At 67.7% G+C, this 23089-nt stretch carries 21 protein-coding genes and 5 tRNA genes; 7 read left to right on the top strand and 19 right to left on the bottom strand.

Features of this window, described 5'->3' with window-relative positions; translation table 11 throughout:
* Nucleotides 1-85 precede the first annotated feature (85 nt).
* From J2X98_RS13605 to J2X98_RS13595, 3 genes are read left to right on the top strand one after another with little or no spacing between them, the layout of a single operon-like run.
* Nucleotides 86-976: an ECF transporter S component gene (locus J2X98_RS13605; RefSeq protein ID WP_307309022.1), complete on the top strand. Its 891-nt coding sequence runs from the start codon at nt 86-88 to the stop codon at nt 974-976.
* A 10-nt stretch (nt 977-986) separates the two neighbouring features.
* On the top strand, nt 987-1775 hold the full coding sequence (locus tag J2X98_RS13600) for an energy-coupling factor transporter transmembrane component T (protein WP_307309020.1): 789 nt from the start codon (nt 987-989) through the stop codon (nt 1773-1775).
* On the top strand, nt 1768-3384 hold the full coding sequence (locus J2X98_RS13595) for an ABC transporter ATP-binding protein (RefSeq protein WP_307309018.1): 1617 nt from the start codon (nt 1768-1770) through the stop codon (nt 3382-3384). Before J2X98_RS13600 ends, J2X98_RS13595 begins: the two co-directional genes overlap by 8 nt.
* Here J2X98_RS13595 and J2X98_RS13590 read toward each other — a convergent pair.
* The 9 genes from J2X98_RS13590 to J2X98_RS13550 form a co-directional block, all read right to left on the bottom strand.
* Nucleotides 3321-5552 carry a 3-hydroxyacyl-CoA dehydrogenase NAD-binding domain-containing protein gene (locus tag J2X98_RS13590; RefSeq protein WP_307309016.1) on the bottom strand — a complete coding sequence of 744 codons (2232 nt, stop codon included), beginning with the start codon at nt 5550-5552 and terminating at the stop codon, nt 3321-3323. The genes J2X98_RS13595 and J2X98_RS13590 overlap by 64 nt on opposite strands.
* Nucleotides 5549-6829, bottom strand: coding sequence for a thiolase family protein (locus J2X98_RS13585; RefSeq protein WP_307309014.1), 1281 nt, complete (start codon nt 6827-6829; stop codon nt 5549-5551). The genes J2X98_RS13590 and J2X98_RS13585 overlap by 4 nt, the downstream gene beginning before the upstream one ends.
* A 121-nt stretch (nt 6830-6950) precedes the next feature.
* A complete protein-coding gene (locus J2X98_RS13580) occupies nt 6951-8285 on the bottom strand; it encodes an HRDC domain-containing protein (RefSeq protein WP_141940943.1) in 1335 nt (444 codons plus the stop codon).
* 12 nt (nt 8286-8297) lie between these two features.
* Nucleotides 8298-8984 (bottom strand): DUF3000 domain-containing protein, encoded by a 687-nt coding sequence (locus tag J2X98_RS13575; RefSeq protein ID WP_141940944.1) that lies wholly within the window; start codon nt 8982-8984, stop codon nt 8298-8300.
* A gap of 58 nt (nt 8985-9042) precedes the next feature.
* Complete coding sequence (locus J2X98_RS13570; protein ID WP_307309066.1) at nt 9043-10140, bottom strand: threonine aldolase family protein; 1098 nt, start codon at nt 10138-10140, stop codon at nt 9043-9045.
* 42 nt (nt 10141-10182) lie between these two features.
* Nucleotides 10183-10926: an SDR family NAD(P)-dependent oxidoreductase gene (locus J2X98_RS13565; protein ID WP_307309009.1), complete on the bottom strand. Its 744-nt coding sequence runs from the start codon at nt 10924-10926 to the stop codon at nt 10183-10185.
* Entirely contained in the window at nt 10923-12290 is a 1368-nt protein-coding gene (locus J2X98_RS13560; protein WP_307309006.1) for a DUF6421 family protein, read from the bottom strand. The genes J2X98_RS13565 and J2X98_RS13560 overlap by 4 nt, the downstream gene beginning before the upstream one ends.
* A gap of 197 nt (nt 12291-12487) precedes the next feature.
* A complete protein-coding gene (msrB, locus tag J2X98_RS13555) occupies nt 12488-12949 on the bottom strand; it encodes a peptide-methionine (R)-S-oxide reductase MsrB (RefSeq protein WP_307309063.1) in 462 nt (153 codons plus the stop codon).
* A gap of 59 nt (nt 12950-13008) precedes the next feature.
* Entirely contained in the window at nt 13009-13500 is a 492-nt protein-coding gene (locus J2X98_RS13550; protein WP_141940948.1) for a hypothetical protein, read from the bottom strand.
* A gap of 156 nt (nt 13501-13656) precedes the next feature.
* Between J2X98_RS13550 and J2X98_RS13545 the strand changes: the two genes are divergently transcribed.
* From J2X98_RS13545 to J2X98_RS13535, 3 genes are read left to right on the top strand one after another with little or no spacing between them, the layout of a single operon-like run.
* The gene (locus tag J2X98_RS13545; RefSeq protein WP_141946262.1) at nt 13657-14928 is read left to right on the top strand and encodes an alpha/beta hydrolase family protein; all 1272 of its coding nucleotides are present in this window, start codon (nt 13657-13659) and stop codon (nt 14926-14928) included.
* 1 nt (nt 14929) lies between these two features.
* On the top strand, nt 14930-16501 hold the full coding sequence (locus J2X98_RS13540; protein ID WP_141940949.1) for a succinic semialdehyde dehydrogenase: 1572 nt from the start codon (nt 14930-14932) through the stop codon (nt 16499-16501).
* Between the two features lie 40 nt (nt 16502-16541).
* Nucleotides 16542-17396 carry an SDR family oxidoreductase gene (locus J2X98_RS13535; RefSeq protein ID WP_307309000.1) on the top strand — a complete coding sequence of 285 codons (855 nt, stop codon included), beginning with the start codon at nt 16542-16544 and terminating at the stop codon, nt 17394-17396.
* Here J2X98_RS13535 and ybaK read toward each other — a convergent pair.
* Genes ybaK through J2X98_RS13520 form a run of 3 tightly spaced genes read right to left on the bottom strand, consistent with a single transcriptional unit; the run spans nt 17379 to nt 19293 of the window.
* Nucleotides 17379-17879: a Cys-tRNA(Pro) deacylase gene (ybaK, locus tag J2X98_RS13530; RefSeq protein ID WP_141940951.1), complete on the bottom strand. Its 501-nt coding sequence runs from the start codon at nt 17877-17879 to the stop codon at nt 17379-17381. The genes J2X98_RS13535 and ybaK overlap by 18 nt on opposite strands.
* A 10-nt stretch (nt 17880-17889) precedes the next feature.
* The gene (locus J2X98_RS13525; RefSeq protein WP_141940952.1) at nt 17890-18339 is read right to left on the bottom strand and encodes a SufE family protein; all 450 of its coding nucleotides are present in this window, start codon (nt 18337-18339) and stop codon (nt 17890-17892) included.
* Between the two features lie 30 nt (nt 18340-18369).
* Nucleotides 18370-19293: a sulfurtransferase gene (locus tag J2X98_RS13520; RefSeq protein ID WP_141940953.1), complete on the bottom strand. Its 924-nt coding sequence runs from the start codon at nt 19291-19293 to the stop codon at nt 18370-18372.
* 215 nt (nt 19294-19508) lie between these two features.
* On the opposite strand from J2X98_RS13520, the gene zapE reads away from it, so the two are divergent.
* The gene (gene zapE, locus J2X98_RS13515) at nt 19509-20546 is read left to right on the top strand and encodes a cell division protein ZapE (RefSeq protein ID WP_307308996.1); all 1038 of its coding nucleotides are present in this window, start codon (nt 19509-19511) and stop codon (nt 20544-20546) included.
* Nucleotides 20547-20561: 15 nt separating this feature from the next.
* Here zapE and J2X98_RS13510 read toward each other — a convergent pair whose 3' ends face one another.
* The 7 genes from J2X98_RS13510 to J2X98_RS13480 form a co-directional block, all read right to left on the bottom strand.
* Nucleotides 20562-21770: a benzoate/H(+) symporter BenE family transporter gene (locus tag J2X98_RS13510; RefSeq protein ID WP_307308994.1), complete on the bottom strand. Its 1209-nt coding sequence runs from the start codon at nt 21768-21770 to the stop codon at nt 20562-20564.
* A 156-nt stretch (nt 21771-21926) separates the two neighbouring features.
* Entirely contained in the window at nt 21927-22190 is a 264-nt protein-coding gene (locus J2X98_RS13505) for an antitoxin (protein WP_307308992.1), read from the bottom strand.
* A gap of 145 nt (nt 22191-22335) precedes the next feature.
* A tRNA-Val gene (locus J2X98_RS13500) sits at nt 22336-22407 on the bottom strand.
* Nucleotides 22408-22440: 33 nt separating this feature from the next.
* A tRNA-Gly gene (locus tag J2X98_RS13495) sits at nt 22441-22513 on the bottom strand.
* Between the two features lie 52 nt (nt 22514-22565).
* A tRNA-Val gene (locus J2X98_RS13490) sits at nt 22566-22637 on the bottom strand.
* A 38-nt stretch (nt 22638-22675) separates the two neighbouring features.
* A tRNA-Cys gene (locus tag J2X98_RS13485) sits at nt 22676-22746 on the bottom strand.
* A gap of 47 nt (nt 22747-22793) precedes the next feature.
* Nucleotides 22794-22866 (bottom strand) — tRNA-Gly (locus tag J2X98_RS13480).
* Nucleotides 22867-23089 lie beyond the last annotated feature (223 nt).

Genomic DNA, 23089 nt, shown 5'->3' with positions numbered 1-23089 from the left:
CGCCGGCTGCTGCCGAGGTGACATAGGCAGCGACACCCAGCCCGGTACTGCCGGGCCACTGCCCGCACCCAAAGGAACATTCCCCATGTCATCGTCCTCCCTGACGCTCCCGGCCCAGGAACGCCCGGCGGCCCGCCGGCGGCTGCTGGAAATCCTCGGCGCGCTGGCCATCGCAGCCACCTACGTCTACCTGGTCCTCAACCAGCCTGCAGACATCACTGGCGGCCCGGGCAGCGCCTCTGCCCTGATTGCCCTTACCGGCTTCCTCGCCGGCGCAGTGCTGCTGATCGTCGCCGTCCTGCCCACGCTGCCCGCTTCCACCCTGGTGCTGATCCCGGTGGCCCTGGTCCTCAACATCGTGCTCGGCCAGTTCGTTGGCAGCACGCTGGTGCCGTTCTACCTCGACGCCATCGGCACCGTGCTGATCGCGGTCCTGGCCGGCCCGGCCGCCGGCGCCGCAACCGGCGCCCTGGGCAGCATTGTCTGGTCCTTCTTCAACCCCACCGTGCTTCCGTTTGCCGCCGGCGCTGCGCTCATCGGCTGCCTGGCCGGGCTGGCAGCACGGTACGGCCTCTTCCGCCGGTTTTACCTGGCGCCGGTCGCCGGCTTCGTCACCGGAATCATTGCCGGCGTGGTGTCCGCGCCCGTGGCTGCTTTTGTCTTCGGCGGTACTTCCGGCGTCGCCACCGGCGCGATCGTCAGCGCCTTCCGCGCCATGGGCGACACCCTCCTGGCCGCCATCACCAAGCAGGCACTGATCTCCGACCCCATGGACAAGGCCATTGTGTTCACCATCGTGGCCCTCCTGGTCTACGCGCTGCCCCGGCGCGTACGGCAGCAGTTCCCCTTCATCCGGCGCCACCGGGTCCTCGCCGGTGACAGTGCGGCCACGAAAACCGGGCTGAACGAGCCGGCCAGCGGCAGCGCCTCCGGCCCGGCACCGGGTTCAACCCACGGGTCCGCGCGGAACGGCTGACGCTGACACCGTGACAGTATCCGCGGCAGGAGGCGCCCCGGCGCCGGCCAGGCGGGAGCGGCTCAATCCGCTGACCCGGCTGGCCGCCGCCGGAAGCACTGCGGTCATTACGACGGCGGCAGCAAGCTGGCCGCTGTCAGTTGCCGTCATTGCCGCCTGCCTTGGCCTGTCGGTGGCGGGCGGCAACGCCCGCCGCGTCGTGCCGGCCGCCGCGGCAGTCATGGTCCCCCTTGGCCTGTCACTCCTGGCCCTGCACGGCTTGTTTTTCCCCGAGGGAAGGACCCTCCTGGCGGCGTGGGGCCCTGCCCGCATCACGGCAGAGGGTCTGGACTTCGCCGGCCAACGCATCCTGCAGCTGGCGGCCGTGGTGGTGGCCCTGCTGCTGTTTTCGTTCAGCGTCAGCGTCCCGGACCTCGTAGCGGCGATGTCGGCCCGCGGAGTGCAGGGCCGGTTCGCCTTCGTGCTGGCGTCTACCCTGACCCTGCTGCCGGCCATCGGGCTGCGGGCGCGGCGGATCCGGCAGGCGCAGGAAGCCCGCGGCCTGGTCATCTCCCGGAGCCTGGTATCCAGGATTGCCGCCTTCCGGCTGCAGGCCATACCCCTGGTCCTGGCCCTGATCGAGGATGCGGGGACCAGGGCCGCCGCCCTGGAGGCGCGTGGACTGAGCAGCCCCGGGCCGCGGACCAGCTACCGGGAGGTGCCCGATTCCATTGCCCAGCGCACGGTACGGGCCATCCTGGTACTGGCGGCACTGGCAGCAGTGGTCCTCCGCGTGGTGCAGGCGGCATCAGGTGCCTGAGAGCATCACCGCGGGCGGTCCGGAGAACGCAGCCCGTACCGGCAACACGGGTCCCTCACTCCGGCCGGTGCTGGCTGCCGGTATCCGGGACTTCTCCTTCCACGACGGGCGCGTCCCGGCACTGCGCGACATCGCTGTTTCCTTTGCGCCAGGTTCGCTCACAGCTGTCTTGGGCGGCTCCGGGAGCGGCAAGTCCACCCTGGGCCGCCTGCTTGCCGGCTGGCTGCCCCCGGGCGCCTACGGCACGCTGGCAGGGTTCCTGGAGCTGTCCGGCACCCGGCTGGAGTTCGACGGCGGCCCGCAGGACCCGCGGATCAACCCGGCCCAGTGGGGCAGGCAGGTTGGTTTCGTCCCGCAGGACCCGGCTGCCGTTCTCTCCACGGTCCGTGCCACGGTGGCCGAAGAACTGGCGTTTGGCCTGGAAAATGCCGGCACGGAACCGGCAGCGATGAAGGCTGCGGTGGAACATACGGCCCGGCTGCTGGGACTTACGGGCCAGCTGGGCCACGACCCTGCGCTGCTTTCGGGCGGCGAGTTGCGGCGGCTCGCCATTGGCTGCGCCATCATTGCCGGACCTCCGGTGCTGGTCATGGACGAGCCTTTTGCCTCCCTGGACGCGGCAGGCGTGGATGACCTGGCCGCCGTGGTCCGTAGCCTCCTCAAGCACGGTACCGCCGTCGTAATCCTCAGCCAGACGGTTGAACCGTTGCTTGAGGAAGCCGGCACCTGGGTGGTGCTGTCAGGCGGGACCATCCTGGCCAGCGGGCGGCCGGCGGCAATGGGACCCACGTCAGGAGTGCTGCCGGCTGCGGTCCGGCGCGCCGGCGGGCAGGGCGGCGCCGAAGTGCAGGAGGGGGTGTCGCCGCGCATGCGCCGGCCCTCACCGCACCAGCCCGCGGCACCGGCGCTGCAGCTTCGCAACGTGTCCTTTACATACCCCCAAACGCCGGCAAGTGGAAGAACACGACCGAAACAGCGGCCGCCCGGGAACCGTGACCGGGGGCCGCTGGTGCTGCAGGACATCTCCCTGGCCGTGCACCCCGGGGAAATCGTGGCCATCACCGGGCCCAACGGCGCCGGCAAGTCCACGCTCCTGCGCCACTTCAATGGGCTGCTGCGCCCCACCTCGGGCACGGTGGCGGTCTGCGGCACGGACATTGAAGGGACCCCGGTGGGGCGGGCCGCTGCGTTGGTGGGCCTGCTGTTCCAGCAGCCGCGCGACCAGTTGTTCGAGCGGACAGTGCGCCGGGAAGTCGGGTTCGGCCTGGAACACCTGGTTGGCCGGGCAACGGCAGAGGACCGGGGGGCCGCAGCACTCCAGGCAGTGGGCCTGGCTGACATGGCTGAAGAGCATCCAGCGGAATTGCCGGCCTCCGCCCAGCGCCTCCTGGCGCTGGCAACCGTCCTGGCCCGGAAGCCGGCCGTCCTGGCCCTCGATGAGCCGACGGTGGCGCTGGACGGCGACGGGCTGGCCCTGCTCGACGCAGCCGTAGGGTCGGCAGCGGCGGAGGGCGCCGCCGTCGTGCTGGTCACCCATGACCTGGGCTACGCACGCTCGGCGGCGCACCGCATCGTGGCGCTCGACGGCGGCCGGCTGCTGCCGGCCTGACCGGCTACCCCTTGGCGGGGGCGGCGATACCCGCTGCCAGGGAACCGCCTGCCGTTCACCCGCTCCGAGGCGCCCACCCGGTCCAGGTAGGGGGTGATGCCGCCCAGGAACATGGGCCAGCGGGCCCCGAGGATCATGCAGAGGTCGATGTCCTCCGGGCCGGCCACCACGCCCTCGTCAAGCATCAGGCCGATTTCTTCAGCCAGGGCATCCTGGACGCGGAGCAGCACCTGCTCTCCCGTGGAGGGGCTGGAGCCAAAGGACATCAGCTCCAGCGTCGACTCCGGGATGGCCCGGGAGCCGTCCGGGGCTGCCTCCCAGAGCGCCTTGACGTTGTTGTCGATGAGCTTCTTCAGGTTGGTGGAGACGGGGAAGCGGTCGCCGAAGGCGGCGTGCAGCGACTCCTGGACATGCTGCGCCACGGGCAGGCCCACCATGGCCAGCAGCGTGAAGGGCGTCATGGGCAGGCCCATGGGCCGCAGCGCGTTATCGGCCACCTCTGCCGGGGTGCCTTCGTCGAAGGCCGCCGTGACTTCGCCCATGAGCCGCAGCAGGATGCGGTTGACCACGAACGCGGCGGCATCCTTGACCAGCACGCCGGTCTTCTTCAACGCCTTGGCCAGCTCGAAGGCGGTGGCGAGCACCGCATCGTCGGTCCGCGGGGCACGGACGATCTCCAGCAGCGGCATGACAGCCACCGGGTTGAAGAAGTGGAAGCCCACCAGACGCCCGGGGTGCTTGAGGTCCGCAGCCATTTCCGTCACCGAGAGGGAGGACGTGTTGGTGGCAAGAATGCACTCCGGTGCCACGATGCCCTCCAGTTCGGCGAACACCTGCTTCTTGATGTGCAGTTCCTCGAAGACCGCCTCGATCACGAAGTCGGCGTCAGCGAAGGCATCCTTGGACACGGACCCCGTCACCAGCGCCTTGGTGCGGTTGGCAGCGTCCTGGCTGACGCGCTTCTTCGCCAGCAGCTTGTCCACTTCGCCATGGACGTAGGCCACGCCCTTGTCCACCCGCGCCTGGTCGATGTCGGTCAGGACCACCGGCACCTTCAACTGGCGGGCGAACAGCAGGGCAAGCTGGCCGGCCATCAGGCCGGCGCCCACCACGCCCACTTTCGTGACGGGGCGGGCCAGCTTCCGGTCGGGGGCCCCGGCGGGCCGTTTGCCGCGCTTCTGCACCAGGTCGAGGAAAGCGTAGACCGTGGAGCGGAACTCGTCCGTCTGCATGAGGTCAGCCAGGGTTTCGCATTCCAGCGCCGCGGATTCCGCTGCTGTCATGCTGCGGTTGGCCTCCAGGAGGTCCAGGACCTTCGCGGGCGCGGGGGAGGCATTGGAGGTCTTGGCTTCGACGAATTTGCGGCCGGCTTCCACCGCGGCGGTCCAGCGGGCTTCGCTGTCCGGGGAGGAGGGGTCGACGGCGTTGGCGCGCTCCGGGACCACCTCGCCGGAGATGACGCCTGCAGCCCAGGCCAGCGACTGCTCCAGGAAGTCGGCCGGCTCGAAGAGGGCGTCCGCGATGCCAAGGCCGAATGCCTGGCTGCCGGAGAGGGCGCGGTTGTTGCTGAGCGGGTTCTCGATCATGACCTTGACGGCATTTTCCGGTCCCACCAGGCGGGGGAGGATGTATACGCCGCCCCAGCCGGGCACCAGGCCCAGGAAAGCCTCGGGCAGCGCCAGGGCGCCTGCTCCGGTGGACACTGTGCGGTAGGTGGACTGGAGGGCGATCTCCAGTCCACCGCCCAGGGCAGCGCCGTTGATGAAGGCGAAGCTGGGGACGCCCAGGTTTGCCAGGGTGGCATAAACGTCGTGTCCCAGTTGGGCCATCCACAGCCCGTGCTCGCGCTTTTCCAGCGATTTCACGGCGGAAAGGTCGGCCCCGGCCACCAGGTAGTGGGGCTTGCCGGTCACGCCGACGCCCACGATTTCGCCGCGGGCTGCGCGCTCCCGCAGGCCCTCCAGCACGGTGCCGAGTTCCACCAGGGTGTTGGGGCCGAGGGTGGTGGGCTTGGTGTGGTCCAGGTCGTTGTCCAGGGTGACCAGGGCGAAGGTGCCCGGGCTTGGTTTCCCTGCGGTTGCCGGCAGGACGATGTCCTGGACGTAGGAGTGGGTGACGTTTTCGTTGGGGAAAAGGTCCGCCAACTTGCGGAAATCTGCGGCGCTCATGCCAGGGCTCCTTCGGAAACGGCAGCGGTGGTTGTGTCCTGCGAGGGGGTGCCGCTGTAGTCGGGGTGGTGCGGGTTTTCCCAGATCACGGTGCCGCCCATGCCCAGGCCCACGCACATGGTGGTGATGCCGTAGCGCACGGACGGGTCCTCTTCGAACTGGCGCGCCAGCTGGATCATCAGCCGGACACCGGAGGACGCGAGGGGGTGTCCCACGGCGATGGCGCCGCCGTAGCGGTTGACACGGGGGTCGTCGTCGGCAATGCCGTAATGGTCAAGGAAGCTCAGGACCTGGACGGCAAACGCCTCATTGATCTCGAACAGGCCGATGTCGTCGATCGTCAGTCCCGCGTTCCGCAGTGCCTTCTCGGTGGCGGGCACCGGGCCGATGCCCATGACCTCCGGCTCCACGCCCGCGTAGGCGTAGCTGACCAAACGCATCTTCACGGGCAGTCCCAGCTCGGCGGCGGTGTCTGAGGACGCCAGGACCGCGGCAGTGGCGCCGTCGTTGAGTCCCGCTGCGTTCCCGGCCGTGACCCGGCCGTGGGCGCGGAACGGCGTGCGCAGTCCGGCGAGGTCATCCAGGGTGGTGCCGGGACGGGGAGGTTCGTCCTTGCTGTGGACGGTCCAGCCTTCCCCGGGCTTCCGGGCCGCAACCGGGACCAGGTCGGGCTGGACTTTCCCGTCACGGTAGGCCGCGGCAAGCTTGTCCTGCGAAGCAACGGCGTAGGCGTCCGTGCGCTGCTTGGTGATGGCGGGGAAACGGTCGTGCAGGTTTTCGGCCGTGTTTCCCATGTTCAGGGCGGCAGGGTCCACCAGCCGCTCGGACATGAACCGCGGGTTGGGGTCAGCACCGGAGCCCATGGGATGGTGGCCCATGTGTTCCACGCCGCCGGCAATCACCACGTCGTAGGCGCCGAAGCCGATGCCGCCTGCGGTGGTGGTGACGGCGGTCATGGCACCGGCGCACATGCGGTCAATGGCAAAGCCCGGGACCGTGCGCGGAAGGCCCGCCAGCAGCGCGGCGGTGCGGCCAAGGGTAAGGCCCTGGTCACCGGTCTGGGTGGTGGCGGCAATGGCCACTTCGTCAATGCGCTCCGCCGGCAGGGACGGGTTGCGGCGCAGCAGGCCGCGGATGCACTTCACGATCAGGTCGTCGGCGCGGGTTCCGGCGTAGATTCCTTTCTCGCCGGCCCTGCCGAAGGGTGTGCGGATGCCGTCCACAAAGACGACGTCGCGGACAGTGCGCGGGGATGCGCCGTTTCCGTGCTGGCTCACGTGTTACTCCTCATCGAGACGTAGCGCGCCGGGTGCATGCCGGAAGGCGGCAGCAACCTGACGTGGGTCACACCGATGTTACTCGTGAGTAACTTAGCCCGCAAGGGCTGGCCGGAGACGCTTACTGGCTCCCCGCGCCTGCGGAGGCCTTGGACTCCTTGCGTGGCAGCGGCTGCGGGTTCAGGAACGCGGCCGTAATCAGGGGGGCCGTGAGCTCCACCTGCCACTGCCGGGCGCCAAATGCCCGCAGCTCGGCGGAGACGGACTCTTCGGTGACCTCTGCCGGTGGCCGCCAGGCAACGCGGCGGAGGTAGTCGGGTGTCAGGAGGTTTTCCAGTGGAAGGTTCAGTTCCTCGGCCTTTGCCTGCAGCAGTGGCCGGGCGGTGCCGAGGCGCGCGGCCGCTTCAGGGTCGCGGTCTGCCCAGACCCGCGGCGGCGGCGGGGCATTGGTGGCCAGGTGCAGCGGCGGCAGGTCGTCAAGGGCTCGGGCCGCCGATATGCAGCGCAGCCAGCGCGGGGCTTCTCGCTGGGCGGCACGGCCGTGGAATCCCTTGGTGGTGAGCAGCTGCGGGACCGTGGAGGGCATAGCCTTCGCGGCCGCTACCAGGGCGGAGTCGGGAAGCAGCCTGCCCGGCGCCACGTCCCGTTTTTGCGCCAGCGAATCGCGTTCCAGCCACAGCTCGCGGACCGCGGCGAGCTGCCGGCGGTCCCTGATCTGGTGCAGGCCGGAGGTCTTGCGCCATGGGTCAACCCGCGGGGGAGCGACGCCCGCTTCCAGGATGGCGGCGAATTCCTGTTCGGCGTACTCAAGCTTGCCATCGGCCTGCAGCAGCTCGATCAGTTCCTCGCGCAGCTCGGTGAGGACTTCGACGTCCAGCGCGGCGTAGCGCAGCCAAGGCTCCGGCAGGGGACGGGTGGACCAGTCGGCGGCAGAGTGTTCCTTGGCCAGCCCGAATCCCAGCAGCTGTTCGATGACGGCGGCGAGCCCCACCCGGGGGAGTCCGGCCAGGCGTGCGGCGAGCTCCGTGTCGAAGAGCTTGTCCGGCCACATGCCAAGTTCGGAGAGGCACGGCAGGTCCTGGGTGGCGGCGTGCAGGATCCATTCGACGCCGCGGAGGGCGTCGTTGATGATGCCCAGGTTCCCGAACGGTTCCGGATCTATCAGCCAGGTCCCGGCTCCTTCGCGCCTGATCTGGACCAAGAACGCGCGTTGCCCGTAGCGGAATCCGGAGGCGCGCTCCGCGTCCACGCCGGCGGGCCCGGTGCCCGCGGCGATGGCGGCGGCGCACCGCTCCAGGCCGGACTGGGTCTCGATGACCAGCGGAACACCGTCCCTGGGGGAGTCCAGGTCAATGATTTCGGGGATGGGGCTGTCAAAGCCCTCCACCGTGATGTGGGGTGCGGCAGCAGCAGCCGGGACGCCGGCTGTGGTGTTTTCCGGAATGTTTGGGGTCATGATGCCCCCAGTTTACCGGCCAGTTCCATAACCATTCTGCTGTCTGCGCCGGGGCGGGAGCGCGGTCACGCCGTCGGGTAGCGGCGGGAGGCCGGCGAACGTGCACACCATGTCGGACCACGCTTCGAGGTGGGCCTGGACATCGGAGGAGGCGGGGGTCCAGGAAGCGCGGAGTTCGATGTCGATCGACCCCGGCCTTTCGGCCAGGGTGCCGAAGCTTTCGGAGAGGACGCGGGTGGCCGTGCCGCCTGCTGCCCGGTAGTCCGCATGGTGGTTTTCCAACGCCTCCACCAGCCAGGTCCAGGCCACTGTTCCCAGCATCTGGTCGTTGCCCATTTCCGGTTCCAGTTCGGCCCGGATGTAGGTGACGATCCGGAATTCCCCGTCCCAGACCGCTGAGCCGTCAGGGTCATGCAGCAGGATGAAACGGCCCGTTGCCAGCTCCGTTTCGTCGTCGTCCGGGGTGGCGGCAGAGGTTCCGGACGCGGCTGCGAAAGCCAATGCCGCCGGTCCGTGGACGGGTGTGGAAGGGGTGCCGGAGCCGGGTGCCATAACTTCGGCGCCCAGCGCGACGGCGAAGGGTGCCAGCCGAGCGGGGGCAGGGATCTCTGCGAGGCGCAGTTCCTTGCGGCAGCGGGCTTTCCTGAGGGTTCCCAAGGCGTGGAGAAAATCCGGGGGAACCTGGTCAAGTGCGTTCACCTTGGCAGATTACGGGCCGGGGCGGGGCGGGGCCGGAAGGCTCGCCGTCGGTCGCCCGTCAGCGGGCCTGGCCGTCCCGGTAATCCCGCAGTTCATGGCGGATTGCGGCAGCAAAGGAATCGACATCCTCCTCCGTGGTGTCAAAGGAACACATCCACCGGACTTCCCCTGCGGCCTCGTCCCAGTCGTAGAACCGGAAGGAACTGCGCAGCCTGTCGGCCACGCCGGGTGGCAGGATGGCGAAGACGCCGTTGGACTCGGTCTTTTGCGTGGGCCGGACGCCCTCGATGGTGTCCACGGCGGCGCGCAGCCGGGTGGCCATGGCGTTGGCATGCGAAGCCGAGCGCAGCCAGAGGTCGCCTTCCAGCAGGGCGACGAACTGGGCGGACATGAAGCGCATCTTGGAGGCCAGCTGCATGTCCATCTTGCGCAGGTAGACCAGGCCGTGAGCTGCCTCCGGGTTCAGGGCCACCACCACTTCGCCGAAGAGCAGTCCGTTCTTGGTACCCCCAAAGGACAGGATGTCCACCCCGGCATCCCGGGTGAAGGCGCGCAGCGGCACGCCCAGGTGGGCGGCCGCATTGGCCAGCCGGGCACCGTCCATGTGCAGCTTCATTCCCTTGGCATGCGCGTGCGTGGCAATGGCGCGCACCTCGTCCGGGGTGTAGCAGGTGCCCAGTTCCGTGGTCTGGGTGATGGAGACGGCGAGCGGCTGGGCGCGATGCTCGTCTCCCCAGCCCCAGGCTTCACGGTCGATCAGCTCGGGGGTCAGTTTGCCGTCCGGCGTGGGGACGTGCAGGAGCTTGAGGCCGCCGATGCGCTCCGGGGCGCCGTTCTCGTCCATGTTGATGTGCGCGGTGGAGGCGCACACCACCGCACCCCAGCGGGGGAGCAGTGACTGCAGTGACAGGACATTGGCGCCGGTGCCGTTGAATACCGGGAAGCATTCGATGCCGGGGCCAAAGTGTTCAACCATCAGTTCCTGCAGGCGCGCGGTGTAGTCGTCCTCGCCATAAGAGACCTGGTGCCCCCCGTTGGCCGCAGCGAGCGCCGCCAGGACCTCCGGGTGGACACCGGAGTAGTTGTCGGAGGCGAAGCCTCGGACGTTGGGGTCGTGGAGCCGCAGCGCCGCGCCGGTTTCTGCTGTTGTCGTCATGGGATTGCTCACGCTTTCAGTGTAGGTACAGTCCTGGCGGCTTCAGCCCGCCAGGAGGAGCCGGGCGCCGTTGAGTTCTGTGGACGGAGTGCCGAAAAGCCGGACGACGGCGGCAGCCAGGTCAGCGACATCCGTCGCTCCCGGGAACTTTCGTTCGGGATGGGCTCGGCGCAGGTCGTCGTCCACCAGTGCCTTAACCACCAGGATGCTGGCGGCTGCCTGACCGGTCCCGGCTTCGGCAGCCCGCCGGAAGCCGTCCGCCACGGCCAGGGTCCACGCCTCGGCTGCCGCTTTTGCGGCGACATAGCTGGCCACCGCCGCAGTGGGTTTCGCAAGGGACGTTGAGGAAACCATGGCGAACCTGCCGGTGGCGGAGGCGGCGATGTCATCGAAGAAGACCCGCGAAACATTCCGCAGGGTGGTGACCGCCCCCCGCTCCAGGAAGTCCCAGTCGTCGTCGGTCTGGTCGGTGATTCCCTTGGCCCCACGCCAGCCGCCCACCAGGTGGATCACCCCGTCCACGGTACCGAAGGCGGCGGTGACGTCGTCGCGCAACCGCCTGACCTGTTCCAGAACCGCAAGGTCGCACGTGAAGGGGGTGACGCGGTCGCCCGCTTTTTCTGCCGCCTGCCTGATCCTCGAGGGATCAGAGCCCACCGTGGCCACGCGGTGGCCCGCCGCGGACAGTGCCCGGGCGGCGGCGATCCCGGACGCGCCGCTGCCGCCCGTCACCAGGACGGTGAGGGGGCCGGGCCCGTGTCCGCCGCCGCCTTCGGAACCGGTCACAGTGCGGTGCGGCCGGTGATTCCGGCAGTTGATTCAATGACGGGGCGCATCTTCTTCTCCAATGCCTCGTAGAACATGGACAGCGGGAATTCGTCGTCCAGTACCTGGTCCGTGAGGCCCCGGGGCGTTCCCGAAAGCGGCAGCGCGTCCGGGCCCTTGGCCCACACGGAGGCCGGGTTGGGGGTGACGGTTGCCGAGACCAGCTGGTAGGCCGCCAGCCAGTGCGCGGTCTTGGGCCGGTCGATGGAACGCCAGTACAAATCATCAATGCTGGCCCCCAGGGCGATGACTGCGTCCGCCACCTCATCCCAGTCGATGGTAAGCCGCGTATCCGTCCAGTGCAGCACGTGCTGCTGGTGAAGCCAGGCGAAGAGGAGCTGGCCGCCCAGGCCGTCGTAGTTGCGCACCCGGGTGCCGGTGATGGCAAAGCGGAAGATGCGGTCGAACAGGATGGCGTACTGCACCAGCTTCGCGTGGCGCCGGGTTTCGGGGTCGGCGTCGTCATCCTTTTCAATCCGGACTGACTCGCGGAACGCCGTCAGGTCGCAGCGCAGTTCTTCCAGCGAGTACAGGAAGTAGGGCATGCGCTGCTTGATCATGAACGGATCGAACGGCAGGTCGCCGCGCATGTGGGTCCGGTCATGGATCAGGTCCCACATCACGAAGGTGGCCTCGGTCAGGTCCTGGTCCGCGAGCAGTTCCGCAGCGCCCTCAGGGAGCTCCAGCGAGGTGATGTCAGCGGCAGCCTTCAGGACGCGGCGGAACCGGGCGGCCTCCCTGTCGGCGAAAATGGCGCCCCAGGTGAAGGTGGGGGTACGGCTGACCGCTACGGTCTCGGGGAAGAGGACCGCGGAGTTCGTGTCGTAGCCCGGGGTGAAATCGATAAAGCGGATGGGGACGAACAGCTTGTTGGAGTACTCGCCGGCCTCCAGCCCCGCAATGAACTCCGGCCAGATCACCTCGACCAGGACGGCCTCCACCAACCGGTTGCTGCTGCCGTTCTGGGTGTACATGGGGAAGACCACCAGGTGCTGCAGGCCGTCACGGCGCTGCTCCTGCGGCTGGAATGCCAGCAGGGAGGACAGGAAGTCGGGGACGGCGAAGCCGCCGGCGGCCCATGCTTCGAAGTCTGCGCAGGCGGCGCCAAGGTATTCGCGGTCGTGCGGAAAGGCGGGGGCCAGGGCCTGGACCGCGGCAACGATTGACTTCACGTGCCCGGCTGCCTCCGCGTGGTGGTCGGCGTCGGGGACGGAACCGTCCTGGACCTGCAGGACCTGCAGGTCGGTTGCTGCCGCCTTGAGCCGGAGCCAGTCTTCGTTCTGCGCGGAAATCCCGGTTACGGCGGTGGTCAGGGTCTCTGTCATCGTCGGCTGCCTTTCTGGTTGCTTGCCTCTCTGGGGAGCGTAACAAGCAACCAGCAGGTCTTATGCCAAAAGGGGCAATCCATAAGAAAAGCTTAGGCTCGAGGTTTTTCCCGGGCTCTCGAGACCAGCCCTTGCTGTGGCATCAGCATGGCCGGGGCATGCGGCCCCGGCCCTGTGCTGGCAGGTCCTTCGGCGGCTTAGTCCCGGGACTGCCCATCACCGGCGTCGCCCTTGGCGACCAGCCGAAGGGAGACGGAGTTGATGCAGTAGCGCTGGTCCGTGGGAGTGCCGTAGCCCTCGCCCTCAAAAACATGGCCCAAGTGTGAGTCGCAGGAGGCGCACCGCACTTCGATCCGGTCCATGCCGAGGGTCCGGTCATGGATGTAGCGCACCTTGCCCTCAGTCAAGGGGGCCCAAAATGACGGCCAGCCGCAGTGCGAGTCGAACTTCTCGTTGCTGGTGAACAGTTCGGCGCCGCAGGCCCGGCACTGGTACACCCCCTCGGTATGCGTGTCCCAGTATTCACCCGTGTAGGGCCGTTCAGTTCCGGCCTGCCGAAGGACGTGGTACTCCTCCGGGGTCAGTTCCTCACGCCACTGCGCATCGGTTTTTTGGAGTGTGTTTGCCGCTGCGGTGTCTTCCTGGCCGCCGCCAACCATGCCCGTTGCCTTGTTACCGAAGATGCTGTTTCCAAAGATGCTCATAGCATTCCCAACGCTCAGGAGTCGCCGATAAATCCCGAGCCGGCATACAGGTGGAGAACGGGGACCCCAAGCTGGTCCTGTGCCTTGTTGGCCCAGTCGGTGTGGAAGGTGTCCGACACGGCGTGCGGCCGGGTGATGACCACGGCCTGGCCGGCTCCCGTTTCCCTGACCTTCGCCACAAGGCTGTCCACCGCCTTGCCCTCCACTACCTGTCCTGTGACGCCGGAGCCCAGTCCCGCCAGTGCAGCGAGTGATGCGGCAAGGGTTTCGTCCGCGTGGGCGCGCTCAGCGGCGGCGTCCGGGTTGCGGTCGGCCAGCTCGCGGAACGCCTTGGCAACGTCCAGCATGGACAGGTTCTCCAGGAAATCCACCAGCAGGTGCCGCTCGGTGTTTGCCGGCACCAGGACCAGCAGGCGGCTGTCCGTCCCATCCACCAGCCGTTCAATGTTCACGCGGTCGTCCGCGCCCAGGGGTTCTTCGGTCAGGATGACGATGGGATCACTCATGGCCTTAGCCTAGCGCCCGGAGCTGCTTCCACGGTACGCCCGGGACACCGGCGGGGACGGTGCGGCGACGTGCCGGAACCGGCCCGGAATGCGGGCATCGGCGGCCCGGCCGGTAAGAATAGTGCCATGGCACCTTTCCGGCGAGCGCGCCCCGCAATGACTGCACCCACCAGGGATTCAGGCGTGATGTCGCCCGGGGCAAAGTGGGCCGTTGGCGGGGCGATCGCGGGCGGTTCGGTGGCGAGCCTGTTGGGAATGGGTTCCTCGGCGCTCGCCGTCTATTTTGCGCGGCGCGTCATCACTCCGGCCCGGCAGCGGGCGGCTGACAAGGAAGTGCTGGCCGTCATCCGCGATGGGCAGAAGCAGCAGGTGATCTTTGCCGCCAATGAGGACACCACCGTGGAGGGCGTTTACGGATTCTTTTTCGACGGCGGCAAAGGGCACGCGCGGATCGGGCGCATTATTTCCTACTCGCCTGCCGAACGGACAGTCCTGCGCGAAGTTGAGGCGGTCTACAGCGGCGACCTCTCTACGGCACGCTGGGGATGGTGGAGCGGGGCCACGTATCCTGACCCGGCCGCCGTCGGACTTCCTGTGGAGGACGTGATGATCCCCGTGGAGCGCGGCGAAGCGCCCGCCTGGCTGGTCCGGGCAAAAGGCGCCGCGCGGACATGGGCCATCATGGTGCACGGGCGCGGGGCTACCAGGCAGGAGGCGCTCCGCGCGGTGGGGCCGGCCCTGGAACTGGGCCTGACCAGCCTCCTGGTGTCCTACCGGAACGACGGACTGGCGCCCTCGGCCGACGATGGGCGGTACGGCCTGGGGTCAACGGAGTGGCAGGACATTGAAGCCGCCATCGAGTACGCGGTGGCCCACGGAGCCGAAGAGATTGTCCTCTTTGGCTGGTCCATGGGGGGCGCCATCTGCCTGCAGACGGCGGACCTCTCCCGCCACCGCCATCTCATCCGGGCGATGGTGCTCGACGCCCCGGTCATCGACTGGGTCACGGTGCTGGCGCACCACGCGCAGCTGAACCGGATCCCGTCGCTTGTAGGCCGGTACGGGCAGCTGATGCTGGGCCACCCGCTGGGACGCCGGCTCACCGGCCTCTCTGCCCCGGTTGACCTCAAAGTCATGGACTGGGTGTCCCGGGCTGTGGAGCTGCGGACGCCCACACTCATCATCCACAGTGTTGACGACGAGTACGTGCCGTACGGGCCCTCCGCGCTGCTCGCCGAACGCAACCCGGACATGGTGACGTTCGAAACCTTCAACCACGCGCGGCACACCAAGGAGTGGAACGTGGATCCCGAACGCTGGGAGCGTCTCGTGAAGGCCTGGCTCCGGCAGCAGCTTGCCCCGCGCCTCAACCCGGGCGCCGGGCTCACGCCGGGCGGCCCGGCCCGGCAAACTCCTGCGGGGGCATGACATGGCACCACGGCATGCTGGAGTGACCGTAACCGACCGGGGCCGCGACGTGGCAGCGGGCCTTCCGGAACTGGTGGCCGCGGCAGCAGGGCGGCCAACCCAGGCGTCCAACGCTCCCTTCGACGGCTCGCTGGTAGGCGAAGTGCCTGTATGCACCACCGACGACGTGGACTCTGCCACAGCCGGCGCCCGCGCGGCTCAGCGGCACTGGGCAGGTCTGCCCGTCGCTGAACGCGGGGCCGTGATTCGCCGCTTCCGCGGACTGCTGCTGGACCGGGAACAGGACATTCTGGACCTGGTCCAGGCGGAGAGCGGGAAATCCCGGCTCAGCGCCTTCGAGGAGTTCGCCGACGTTGTGCTGACGGCCGACTACTACGAGCGGAATGCAGGACGATATCTGCGGCCACGCCGCCGAAAGGGTGCTGCCCCCGTGCTCACCCGTGCCACCGAGTACCGGGGGCCCAGGGGAGTGGTGGGCGTCATCAGCCCCTGGAACTATCCCCTGACCCTCGCGGTTTCCGACGCGATTCCCGCGCTGTTAGCGGGAAACAGCATCGTCCTGAAACCGGATTCGCAGACGCCCTTTACGGCCCTGCTGATGCTCAAGCTGCTCCGGCAGGCAGGCCTTCCCACCGACCTGTTCCAGATCGTCACCGGCCCCGGCACTGCGATCGGTCCGGCCCTGATTGAGCGCGTCGACTTCCTGATGTTTACGGGGTCCTCCCAGACCGGCAAAACCGTGGCCCGTCAGTGTGGCGAACGGCTGATCGGGTTCTCCGCCGAACTCGGCGGCAAGAACCCCATGCTGGTGCTGGCTGACGCCCAGGTGGGCAAGGCGGCCAGCGGCGCGGTGCACGCCTGCTTTTCCAACTCCGGCCAGCTGTGCGTCAGCATCGAACGGATCTACGTGCACGCCGACGTTTACGAGAGCTTCCTGACGGCCTTTACTGCGGAGGTCAAGCGGATCCGGATGGGTCCGGGCCCGGACTGGGACATCGGCATGGGTTCCCTGATCAGTGCCGCCCAGGTGGATCGGGTGGAACGCCACGTCCAGGATGCCCTGGCCAAGGGGGCGCAGCTGCTGGCCGGCGGACGGCGGCGGCCGGACCTGGGGCCATTGTTTTACGAACCAACCGTGCTGGCCGGAGTTACGGCGGACATGCTGCTTGCCCGGGAGGAGACGTTCGGGCCGGTGGTTGCCGTGTACCGGGCAGCGGACGACGACGAAGCCGTCGCCCTGGCCAACGACTCGGACTTCGGGCTGAACGCCAGCGTCTGGTCCGCCCGGCGCGGGGAGGCTGTTGCGCGCAGGCTCCGTACCGGCACCGTCAACGTCAACGAAGGCTACGCCGCCACCTGGGCATCCCATGACGCGCCCATCGGCGGAATGAAGGACTCCGGCGCCGGCCGGCGCCACGGCCGGGAAGGCATCCTGAAGTACACCGAGCCGCAGACCATTGCCGTGCAGAGGCTGCTCCGGGTGGCGCCTGCCCCAGGAATGTCCAACCGCACCTATTCACGAATCATGAAGGGCGCCATCACCCTGATGGGCCGTTTTCCCCGGGGCCGGTAAACGCACTTGCCCCTGCCGCACGAACTCCAGGAGAACTGATATGGCCAGAGGAACCCGTCTTTCCGGTGCAACGCTGTTGGTCACGGGCGGTGGAAGCGGGCTGGGCCGGCGCATGGCGCTGGGGGCGGCCCGGCGCGGAAGCCGCGTGGTGATCTGGGATGTGAATGCTGAAGCCGGCGCAGCGGTCTGCGGCGAGATCAGGGCGGCCGGAGGGTCAGCCGAGGCCCATGCCGTGGACGTCACCGACAGGGAAGCGGTGGCCGCTGCCGCCGCCGCGGCCGGGCCCGTGGATGTCCTCATCAACAACGCCGGGGTGGTCAGCGGGCAACCGCTCCTTGATGCCACGGAAGAGGCCATCGAACGGACCATGAAGGTCAACGTCATGGCCCTGTCCTGGGTAACGCGTGCCTTCCTCGCGGGGATGGCAAGCCGGCGCCACGGAACCGTGGTCACCGTTGCCAGCGCCGCCGCGCTGGTGGGGGTCGCCCGGCAGACCGACTACTCCGCCAGCAAATTCGCCGCATTCGGCTTCAACGAGTCGCTCCGCGCCGAGGTCCGTGCCGCCAAACTAGGTGTCAACACCCTGGTGGTCTGCCCGTATTACATCGACACCGGGATGTTCGACGGTGTCCAGACCCGCTGGCCCATGCTCCTCCCGATCCTCCAGGAAGAGGACGTGGCAACCAAGGTCCTCGATGCCATCGAGGCCGGCCGACGAAAGCTGGTCCTGCCGCCGCTCGTGAACGTGCTGCCGGTCCTCCGGATCCTTCCGGTTAACGCCTTTGACCGGCTCATGGACGTCCTCGGAGTCAACCGGACCATGGACAATTTCACCGGCCGTCCCAATAGCCGTGAAAAATCTGCGAACGGCGGAGGTCTACCCGGCCGTCAGTGAGCTGATGGGCGCCGCGACGGCGTCCGTCAGCCGCACCAGATCAGCCGGGGCGAGTTCAATGTCCAGGCCCCGCCTGCCGCCCGACACCAACAGCGTGCCAAGTTCCAGGGCACTGGCATCCAGCACGGTGGGGGACGGCTGGCGCTGGCCGAGCGGGGAAATGCCGCCGAGTACGTAGCCGGTGCGCCGCTGGGCCGCGGCGGGATCGGCCATCGCAGCCTTTTTGGCTCCAAGCGCAGCGGCCATGGCCTTCAGGTCCAGCGTGCCGCTCACCGGAACGATGCCGACCGCGAGCCTGCCCTCAACCTCCACCATCAGCGTCTTGAAGACGCGGGACGGATCGATGCCCAGGGCTTCAGCAGCCTCGGCGCCGTAGCTCGCAGCGGACGGATCATGGGTGTAGGGATGAAGCACAAAGGGAACCCCGGCCGCGGTGAGGACCGCTGTGGCCGGGGTTCCCTGGGAGCTGTTTTTGCGTGCCATGAAGGCGAAATCAGGCCTGGCTGCGGGACGCGGCGACCTTGCGCTTGATGCGGCCCAGCATGGCGGTCATGCCGCGCATGCGCAAGGGGGTAATGGCCCGGGTGAGTCCCAGCAGTTCCGGCATGTCGTCCGGCACAGCCAGGATTTCGTCCGCGGTCAAGCCGTCCAGGCCCTCGTGCAGGACACCTGCAAACCCGCGCGTGGTGGGTGCCTCGGCGGGCGCCTTGAAGAACAGGTGGACGGCGCCGTCGTCGTTGTTCCCTGTCTCGATGGTGAGGAACAGCGGCGACTGGCACTCCACCACCTGCTCAAGGAGCTCGGGATGGTCCTTGAGCCGGTCCGGAAGTTCCGGCAGCCCCTCGGAGAACTCCAGCAGCAGCTGCAGCCTCTCGGGCTCGGACAGGGCCTGGAAATCGTCCACGATGGCCGCCAGGGCGGAGGGCAAAGCTTGAGTAGTCATCGTTCCAAGTCTACGCGGGGAAGGCCTGCGTCAGGCTCCGACGGCGACGGGGACAGAACCCCGCTCGGCGCCCTTGACGATGGGGACCCGCACGGCGTTGCCCCATTCGGTCCAGGATCCGTCGTAGTTGCGCACGGATTCGAAGCCCAGGAGGTACTTGAGCGCAAACCAGGTGTGGCTGGAACGCTCGCCGATGCGGCAGTAGGCCACCACGTCGTCACCTTCGGTCAACCCGGCCTCGCCCAGGTAGATCGCCTCCAGCTCCTCCCTGCTGCGGAAGGTTCCGTCCTCGGCAGCGGCGCGGGCCCACGGGATGGAGGCGGCGGTGGGGATGTGGCCGCCGCGCAGGGCGCCCTCTTCCGGGTAGGCCGGCATGTGGGTGCGCTGGCCCGTGTATTCCTCGGGGGAGCGGACGTCTATGAGCGGCTTGCCCAGGTGGGCAAGGACGTCATCCTTGAACGCACGGATGGGGGCGTCGTCGCGCTCCACCACCGGGTAGGTGCCGGCGGCGGGGGCGGGCTTGTCCTTCGTCAGTTCACGGCCTTCGGCAATCCACTTGTCCCGGCCGCCGTCCAGCAGCCGGACGTCCTCGTGACCGAACAGAGTGAAAACCCACAGGGCGTACGCCGCCCACCAGTTGGACTTGTCACCGTAGATGACCACGGTGCTGTCACGGGAAATGCCCTTCGACTCCGCCAGCTTCGCGAAGGCCGCGCCGTCAACGTAGTCCCGGGACACCTCATCGTTCAGGTCCGTGTGCCAGTCAATCTTGACGGCACCGGGAATGTGGCCCGTCTCGTACAGCAGCACGTCCTCGTCGGACTCCACAACGACCAGCTCGCCGTTTGCCACCGCGCCGTTCTCGATGGCAGCCGCGAGCCACTCGGTGGAAACGAGCCGCTCGGGGTGGGCGTAGGCTGCGAACTTCTCATTCTGTTCAACCGGGTAGGGCATGGTTTGGCCTTTCATTCAGAGCACGGGAAACCGTGGAACCGGCATTGGAACCTGTTCCCACCCTAGCCAGCGCCCGTCGCGTTGTCCGTATTCCGTTAATAGGACGAAATGTTGCCTTGGTCACGCATAGCGGCGGAAGGCGGGCGCCGGGCAGGGGGAGGCAGCCCGTTGCCGGTATTCTTTCTGGGGACCAACCACGAGCAGAACGGACCACCTTGGTACAGATCGAACAGCTTGCCGCCCGCACTCCGGCAGTTTCGGTGGACGAACTCCTCAAAGGCTTTTATCCGTCGCCCCGGTTCGGGGAGGTTTCCTTTTCGAGCTACCGCCCGGACCCCAAGCAGCCCAGCCAGGCGTCGGCCGTGCGTGCCCTTGAGGGATTTGCCGACGGCGTGGGGTCGGGTAACGGGGGCGGCCTCTTCAAGAAGCTGTTTGGGAAGAAAGACGAATCCCGGGCCGGGATCTACCTGGACGGCGGCTTCGGCGTAGGCAAGACCCACCTGCTGGCGTCCCTCTGGCACGCCTCCCCGGGCCCGAAGGCCTTCGGTACCTTCGTGGAGTACACCAACCTGGTGGGTGCCCTCTCCTTCCGGAAGACCGTGGAGGCGCTGAGCACCTACAAGCTGGTCTGCATTGACGAATTCGAACTGGACGATCCCGGCGATACGGTCCTGATGTCCCGTCTCATGCGCGAGCTCTCGGACGCCGGGGTCAAGCTCGCCGCCACCTCCAATACGCTTCCGGGCTCGCTCGGGGAGGGCCGGTTTGCCGCCGTTGATTTCCAGCGCGAGATCCAGGTCCTGGCGGACCAGTTCGACGTCATCCGCATCGACGGCGAGGACTATCGTCACCGCGGCCTCCCCGCCGCCCCCCAGCCGCTGAAGAACAGTGAACTCAGTGCCCACATGAAGGCCGAGTTCGATGGCAAGACCGTGGCCCAGGACGAGTTCTCCACGCTGATCCACCACCTGGCCGGCGTGCACCCCAGCCGGTACCGGCAGCTGATCGACGGCATCGACGGCGTGGTGTGGCGCAATGTGGAAACCATCAAGGAACAGGCTGTGGCACTCCGCTTTGTGGTCCTGGCGGACCGGCTTTACGACAAGGACGTCCCCATCCTTGCCAGCGGCGTGCCCTTCGACAAACTGTTCACCGAGGAAATGATGGCCGGCGGTTACATGAAGAAGTACTTCCGTGCCGTTTCCCGCCTCACCGCCCTGGCCCGTGAGGGCCAGAACCACGAACCGTCGTAGCGGTATCCCGCCGCGTCACGCTGCCCGCGGCTTCAGCACAAACCGCACGGCCAGCCCGGCGAGGAGCGCCCAGAACGCCGAGCCGATGCCGGCGAAAGCGAGGCCCGAAGCCGCCATCAGGAAGGTGACGGCGGGTGCGATGCGGTCTTCCGGGTCTGCCAGGGCGGCCGAGACCGCCGTGGCGAGGGTTCCCAACAGAGCCAGCCCGGCCACGGCCTGAAGCATTCCTGCCGGGGCCTGGCTGACCACCGACACCAGGGCCGTGGAGAAGGCAGCGAGCACCAGGTAGGCCAGGCCGGAGGTAAAGCCGGCCACCCACCGCCTGCCCCTGTCCGCACCGGCTTCCTCCCCTGCGGCCAGGGCCGCGCTGAGTGCCGCAAGGTTGATGGCGTGGCCGCCGAAAGGTGCCCCCAGGACCGTTCCTGCCCCGGTGACCAGCATGGCCGGCCGCCACGGAGTTTCGTATCCAAACGACCGGAGGACGGCTACGCCCGGAACATTTTGCGAGGCCATGGTCACCACGAACAGTGGAATGGCGATTCCCGCCACGGCCTGCAGGGTGAACGCGGGTGTGGTCCAGGCGAGGGCGGGCACCAGGGCTGCAGGCTCAACAGTTGTCCCTGCCGATGCGAGCGACGTTCCGATGACGGCCAAAGCCACCAGCAAGGCCCCGGGGACAGCCCACCGCGGAGCGAACTTCATCATCACCAGCCAGCAAAGAATGACCGGCCCCACGAACAAGGGGACCGTACCCAGGGCCTTGAACGGGGCCAGGCACAGCTGCAGCAGTACCCCGGCAAGCATCGCCTGGGCCAGCGACGACGGAATGCGGGCCATCAGCCGGCCGAGCGCCGGCACCAGGCCGGCCAGGGCCAGCAGCAGCCCCGCTGCAAGGAAGGCGCCGACGGCGGCGGGCCACCCGCCGTCGGGCATTCCAGACGCCGCAAGCAGTGCCGCGCCGGGGGTGGACCAGGCCAAAGTAACCGGAACTTTGGAGCGCCATGCGAGCAGCAGGACGCCGAGTCCGACGGCGAGGGTCAGCGCCAGCAGGCCGGACGCGGCCTGGCCGGCATCGGCACCAACCGCCCGGAGCCCTGCCAGCACTACTGCGAATGAGGAGGTGAAGCCCACCAGCGCGGTGACGATTCCGGCAATGACCGGCCGTGAATCGGTCCGGGGCGCTCCGGCCTTGTCTGTCTGTGGCGGTGCGGGGGACTTGGGCATACCGGCAGGTTATCGGGGTGCCTGCAGGAAGCGGGAATTGGGACGGCCGCCGTCGTGCGATGTGCCCGGCCCTTTAAACGCCAAAGGCGCGGGCGCCGCCTCCCGGCGGGACCCGCGCCCCGTTGACGTGCTGGGGCAAGGCCCTGGCCAAATCCTCTACGGAGCCCTGTCCACCGGCGGAACCGGATTTCCAGGAGCTGCCGGGGGAACCGGTCCGGCGGCAGGTGCCTGGCCCGGGGTTCCGTTTCTGTCAATGAGCTTGGAAGCGCCATCCTGGATCTTGTCGACGTGGCCCGCGTACTTGCCGCCGGTCCTGGTGTCGACGAAATCGCCGGCCTTGGTGATGCCGTCCTTGATGGCCTGCTCGTTGTCGTGGATGAGACCCTGAGCTTTGCCCTTTAGATCGTCAATCAAACCCACGGGCACCTCCCTTCTGTCGCGGAGCCAGGTCGCTCCTCGCGCATTCGATCCTATCGGGGGCCTGCAGGCGTGCCAAGGGAAATCCGTTCGCCGGGAGCGGATGCCGGGGCAACAAAAAAGCAGCTCCGGAGAGCTGCTGTTCGTGTGGGCGATACTGGGATCGAACCAGTGACCTCTTCCGTGTCAGGGAAGCGCGCTACCGCTGCGCCAATCGCCCGGAACCGGAAGACCGGTAAGTGGGATAAAAGAGAGCGGACGACGAGATTCGAACTCGCGACATCCACCTTGGCAAGGTGGTGCTCTACCAGCTGAGCTACGTCCGCGTGCAGGTTGTCCAGGTTAACCCGGGATACTGCGGGCAAGTTGCCTTGCCAGTGGGCGATACTGGGATCGAACCAGTGACCTCTTCCGTGTCAGGGAAGCGCGCTACCGCTGCGCCAATCGCCCATTGAATCCGAAAGATCCGGAAACCATGGTTTTCACCGAGGTGGGTACGGGATTCGAACCCGTGTATACGGCTTTGCAGGCCGCTGCCTCGCCTCTCGGCCAACCCACCGTGTTAGCGTCAATTCCGAAGAATGTTTGCTGTGACAGTGTCCTGCGAGCGGACGACGAGATTCGAACTCGCGACATCCACCTTGGCAAGGTGGTGCTCTACCAGCTGAGCTACGTCCGCATTTTGGAGGGTTGATTCCTTGCCGTTTCCGGCATTTCCTCGCGTTCCAACGAGTAAAAACAATATAGGAGGTTCCGGGAATCTCCAAATCGGCCCGGCCCGGGGAACCGTCAACCCGCCTGCTTCCCAGCATTCACGCGGGTTCTGCCAAGTTACAGACGTGTAATTTGCGACGGTGGCGAGGGGGCTTAAAGGGGCAGGATGCGGCTGGCTCCGCGTCCGG

Source organism: Pseudarthrobacter enclensis (assembly GCF_030811655.1).
Lineage (GTDB): Bacteria > Actinomycetota > Actinomycetes > Actinomycetales > Micrococcaceae > Arthrobacter > Arthrobacter enclensis_A.
Note: the sequence above shows the minus strand (reverse complement) of the source record. Positions and strands in the feature narration are given on the sequence as shown.

What these genes read in the sequence shown, in the direction of transcription:
- J2X98_RS13605 (WP_307309022.1), top strand. Translation starts at nt 86, where the DNA reads ATGTCATCGTCCTCCCTGACGCTCCCGGCCCAGGAACGCCCGGCGGCC.
- J2X98_RS13590 (WP_307309016.1), bottom strand. Translation starts at nt 5,552, where the DNA reads ATGAGCGCCGCAGATTTCCGCAAGTTGGCGGACCTTTTCCCCAACGAA.
- J2X98_RS13580 (WP_141940943.1), bottom strand. Translation starts at nt 8,285, where the DNA reads ATGACCCCAAACATTCCGGAAAACACCACAGCCGGCGTCCCGGCTGCT.
- J2X98_RS13570 (WP_307309066.1), bottom strand. Translation starts at nt 10,140, where the DNA reads ATGACGACAACAGCAGAAACCGGCGCGGCGCTGCGGCTCCACGACCCC.
- J2X98_RS13560 (WP_307309006.1), bottom strand. Translation starts at nt 12,290, where the DNA reads ATGACAGAGACCCTGACCACCGCCGTAACCGGGATTTCCGCGCAGAAC.
- msrB (WP_307309063.1), bottom strand. Translation starts at nt 12,949, where the DNA reads ATGGTTGGCGGCGGCCAGGAAGACACCGCAGCGGCAAACACACTCCAA.
- J2X98_RS13550 (WP_141940948.1), bottom strand. Translation starts at nt 13,500, where the DNA reads ATGAGTGATCCCATCGTCATCCTGACCGAAGAACCCCTGGGCGCGGAC.
- J2X98_RS13545 (WP_141946262.1), top strand. Translation starts at nt 13,657, where the DNA reads ATGACTGCACCCACCAGGGATTCAGGCGTGATGTCGCCCGGGGCAAAG.
- J2X98_RS13540 (WP_141940949.1), top strand. Translation starts at nt 14,930, where the DNA reads ATGGCACCACGGCATGCTGGAGTGACCGTAACCGACCGGGGCCGCGAC.
- J2X98_RS13535 (WP_307309000.1), top strand. Translation starts at nt 16,542, where the DNA reads ATGGCCAGAGGAACCCGTCTTTCCGGTGCAACGCTGTTGGTCACGGGC.
- ybaK (WP_141940951.1), bottom strand. Translation starts at nt 17,879, where the DNA reads ATGGCACGCAAAAACAGCTCCCAGGGAACCCCGGCCACAGCGGTCCTC.
- J2X98_RS13525 (WP_141940952.1), bottom strand. Translation starts at nt 18,339, where the DNA reads ATGACTACTCAAGCTTTGCCCTCCGCCCTGGCGGCCATCGTGGACGAT.
- J2X98_RS13520 (WP_141940953.1), bottom strand. Translation starts at nt 19,293, where the DNA reads ATGCCCTACCCGGTTGAACAGAATGAGAAGTTCGCAGCCTACGCCCAC.
- J2X98_RS13510 (WP_307308994.1), bottom strand. Translation starts at nt 21,770, where the DNA reads ATGCCCAAGTCCCCCGCACCGCCACAGACAGACAAGGCCGGAGCGCCC.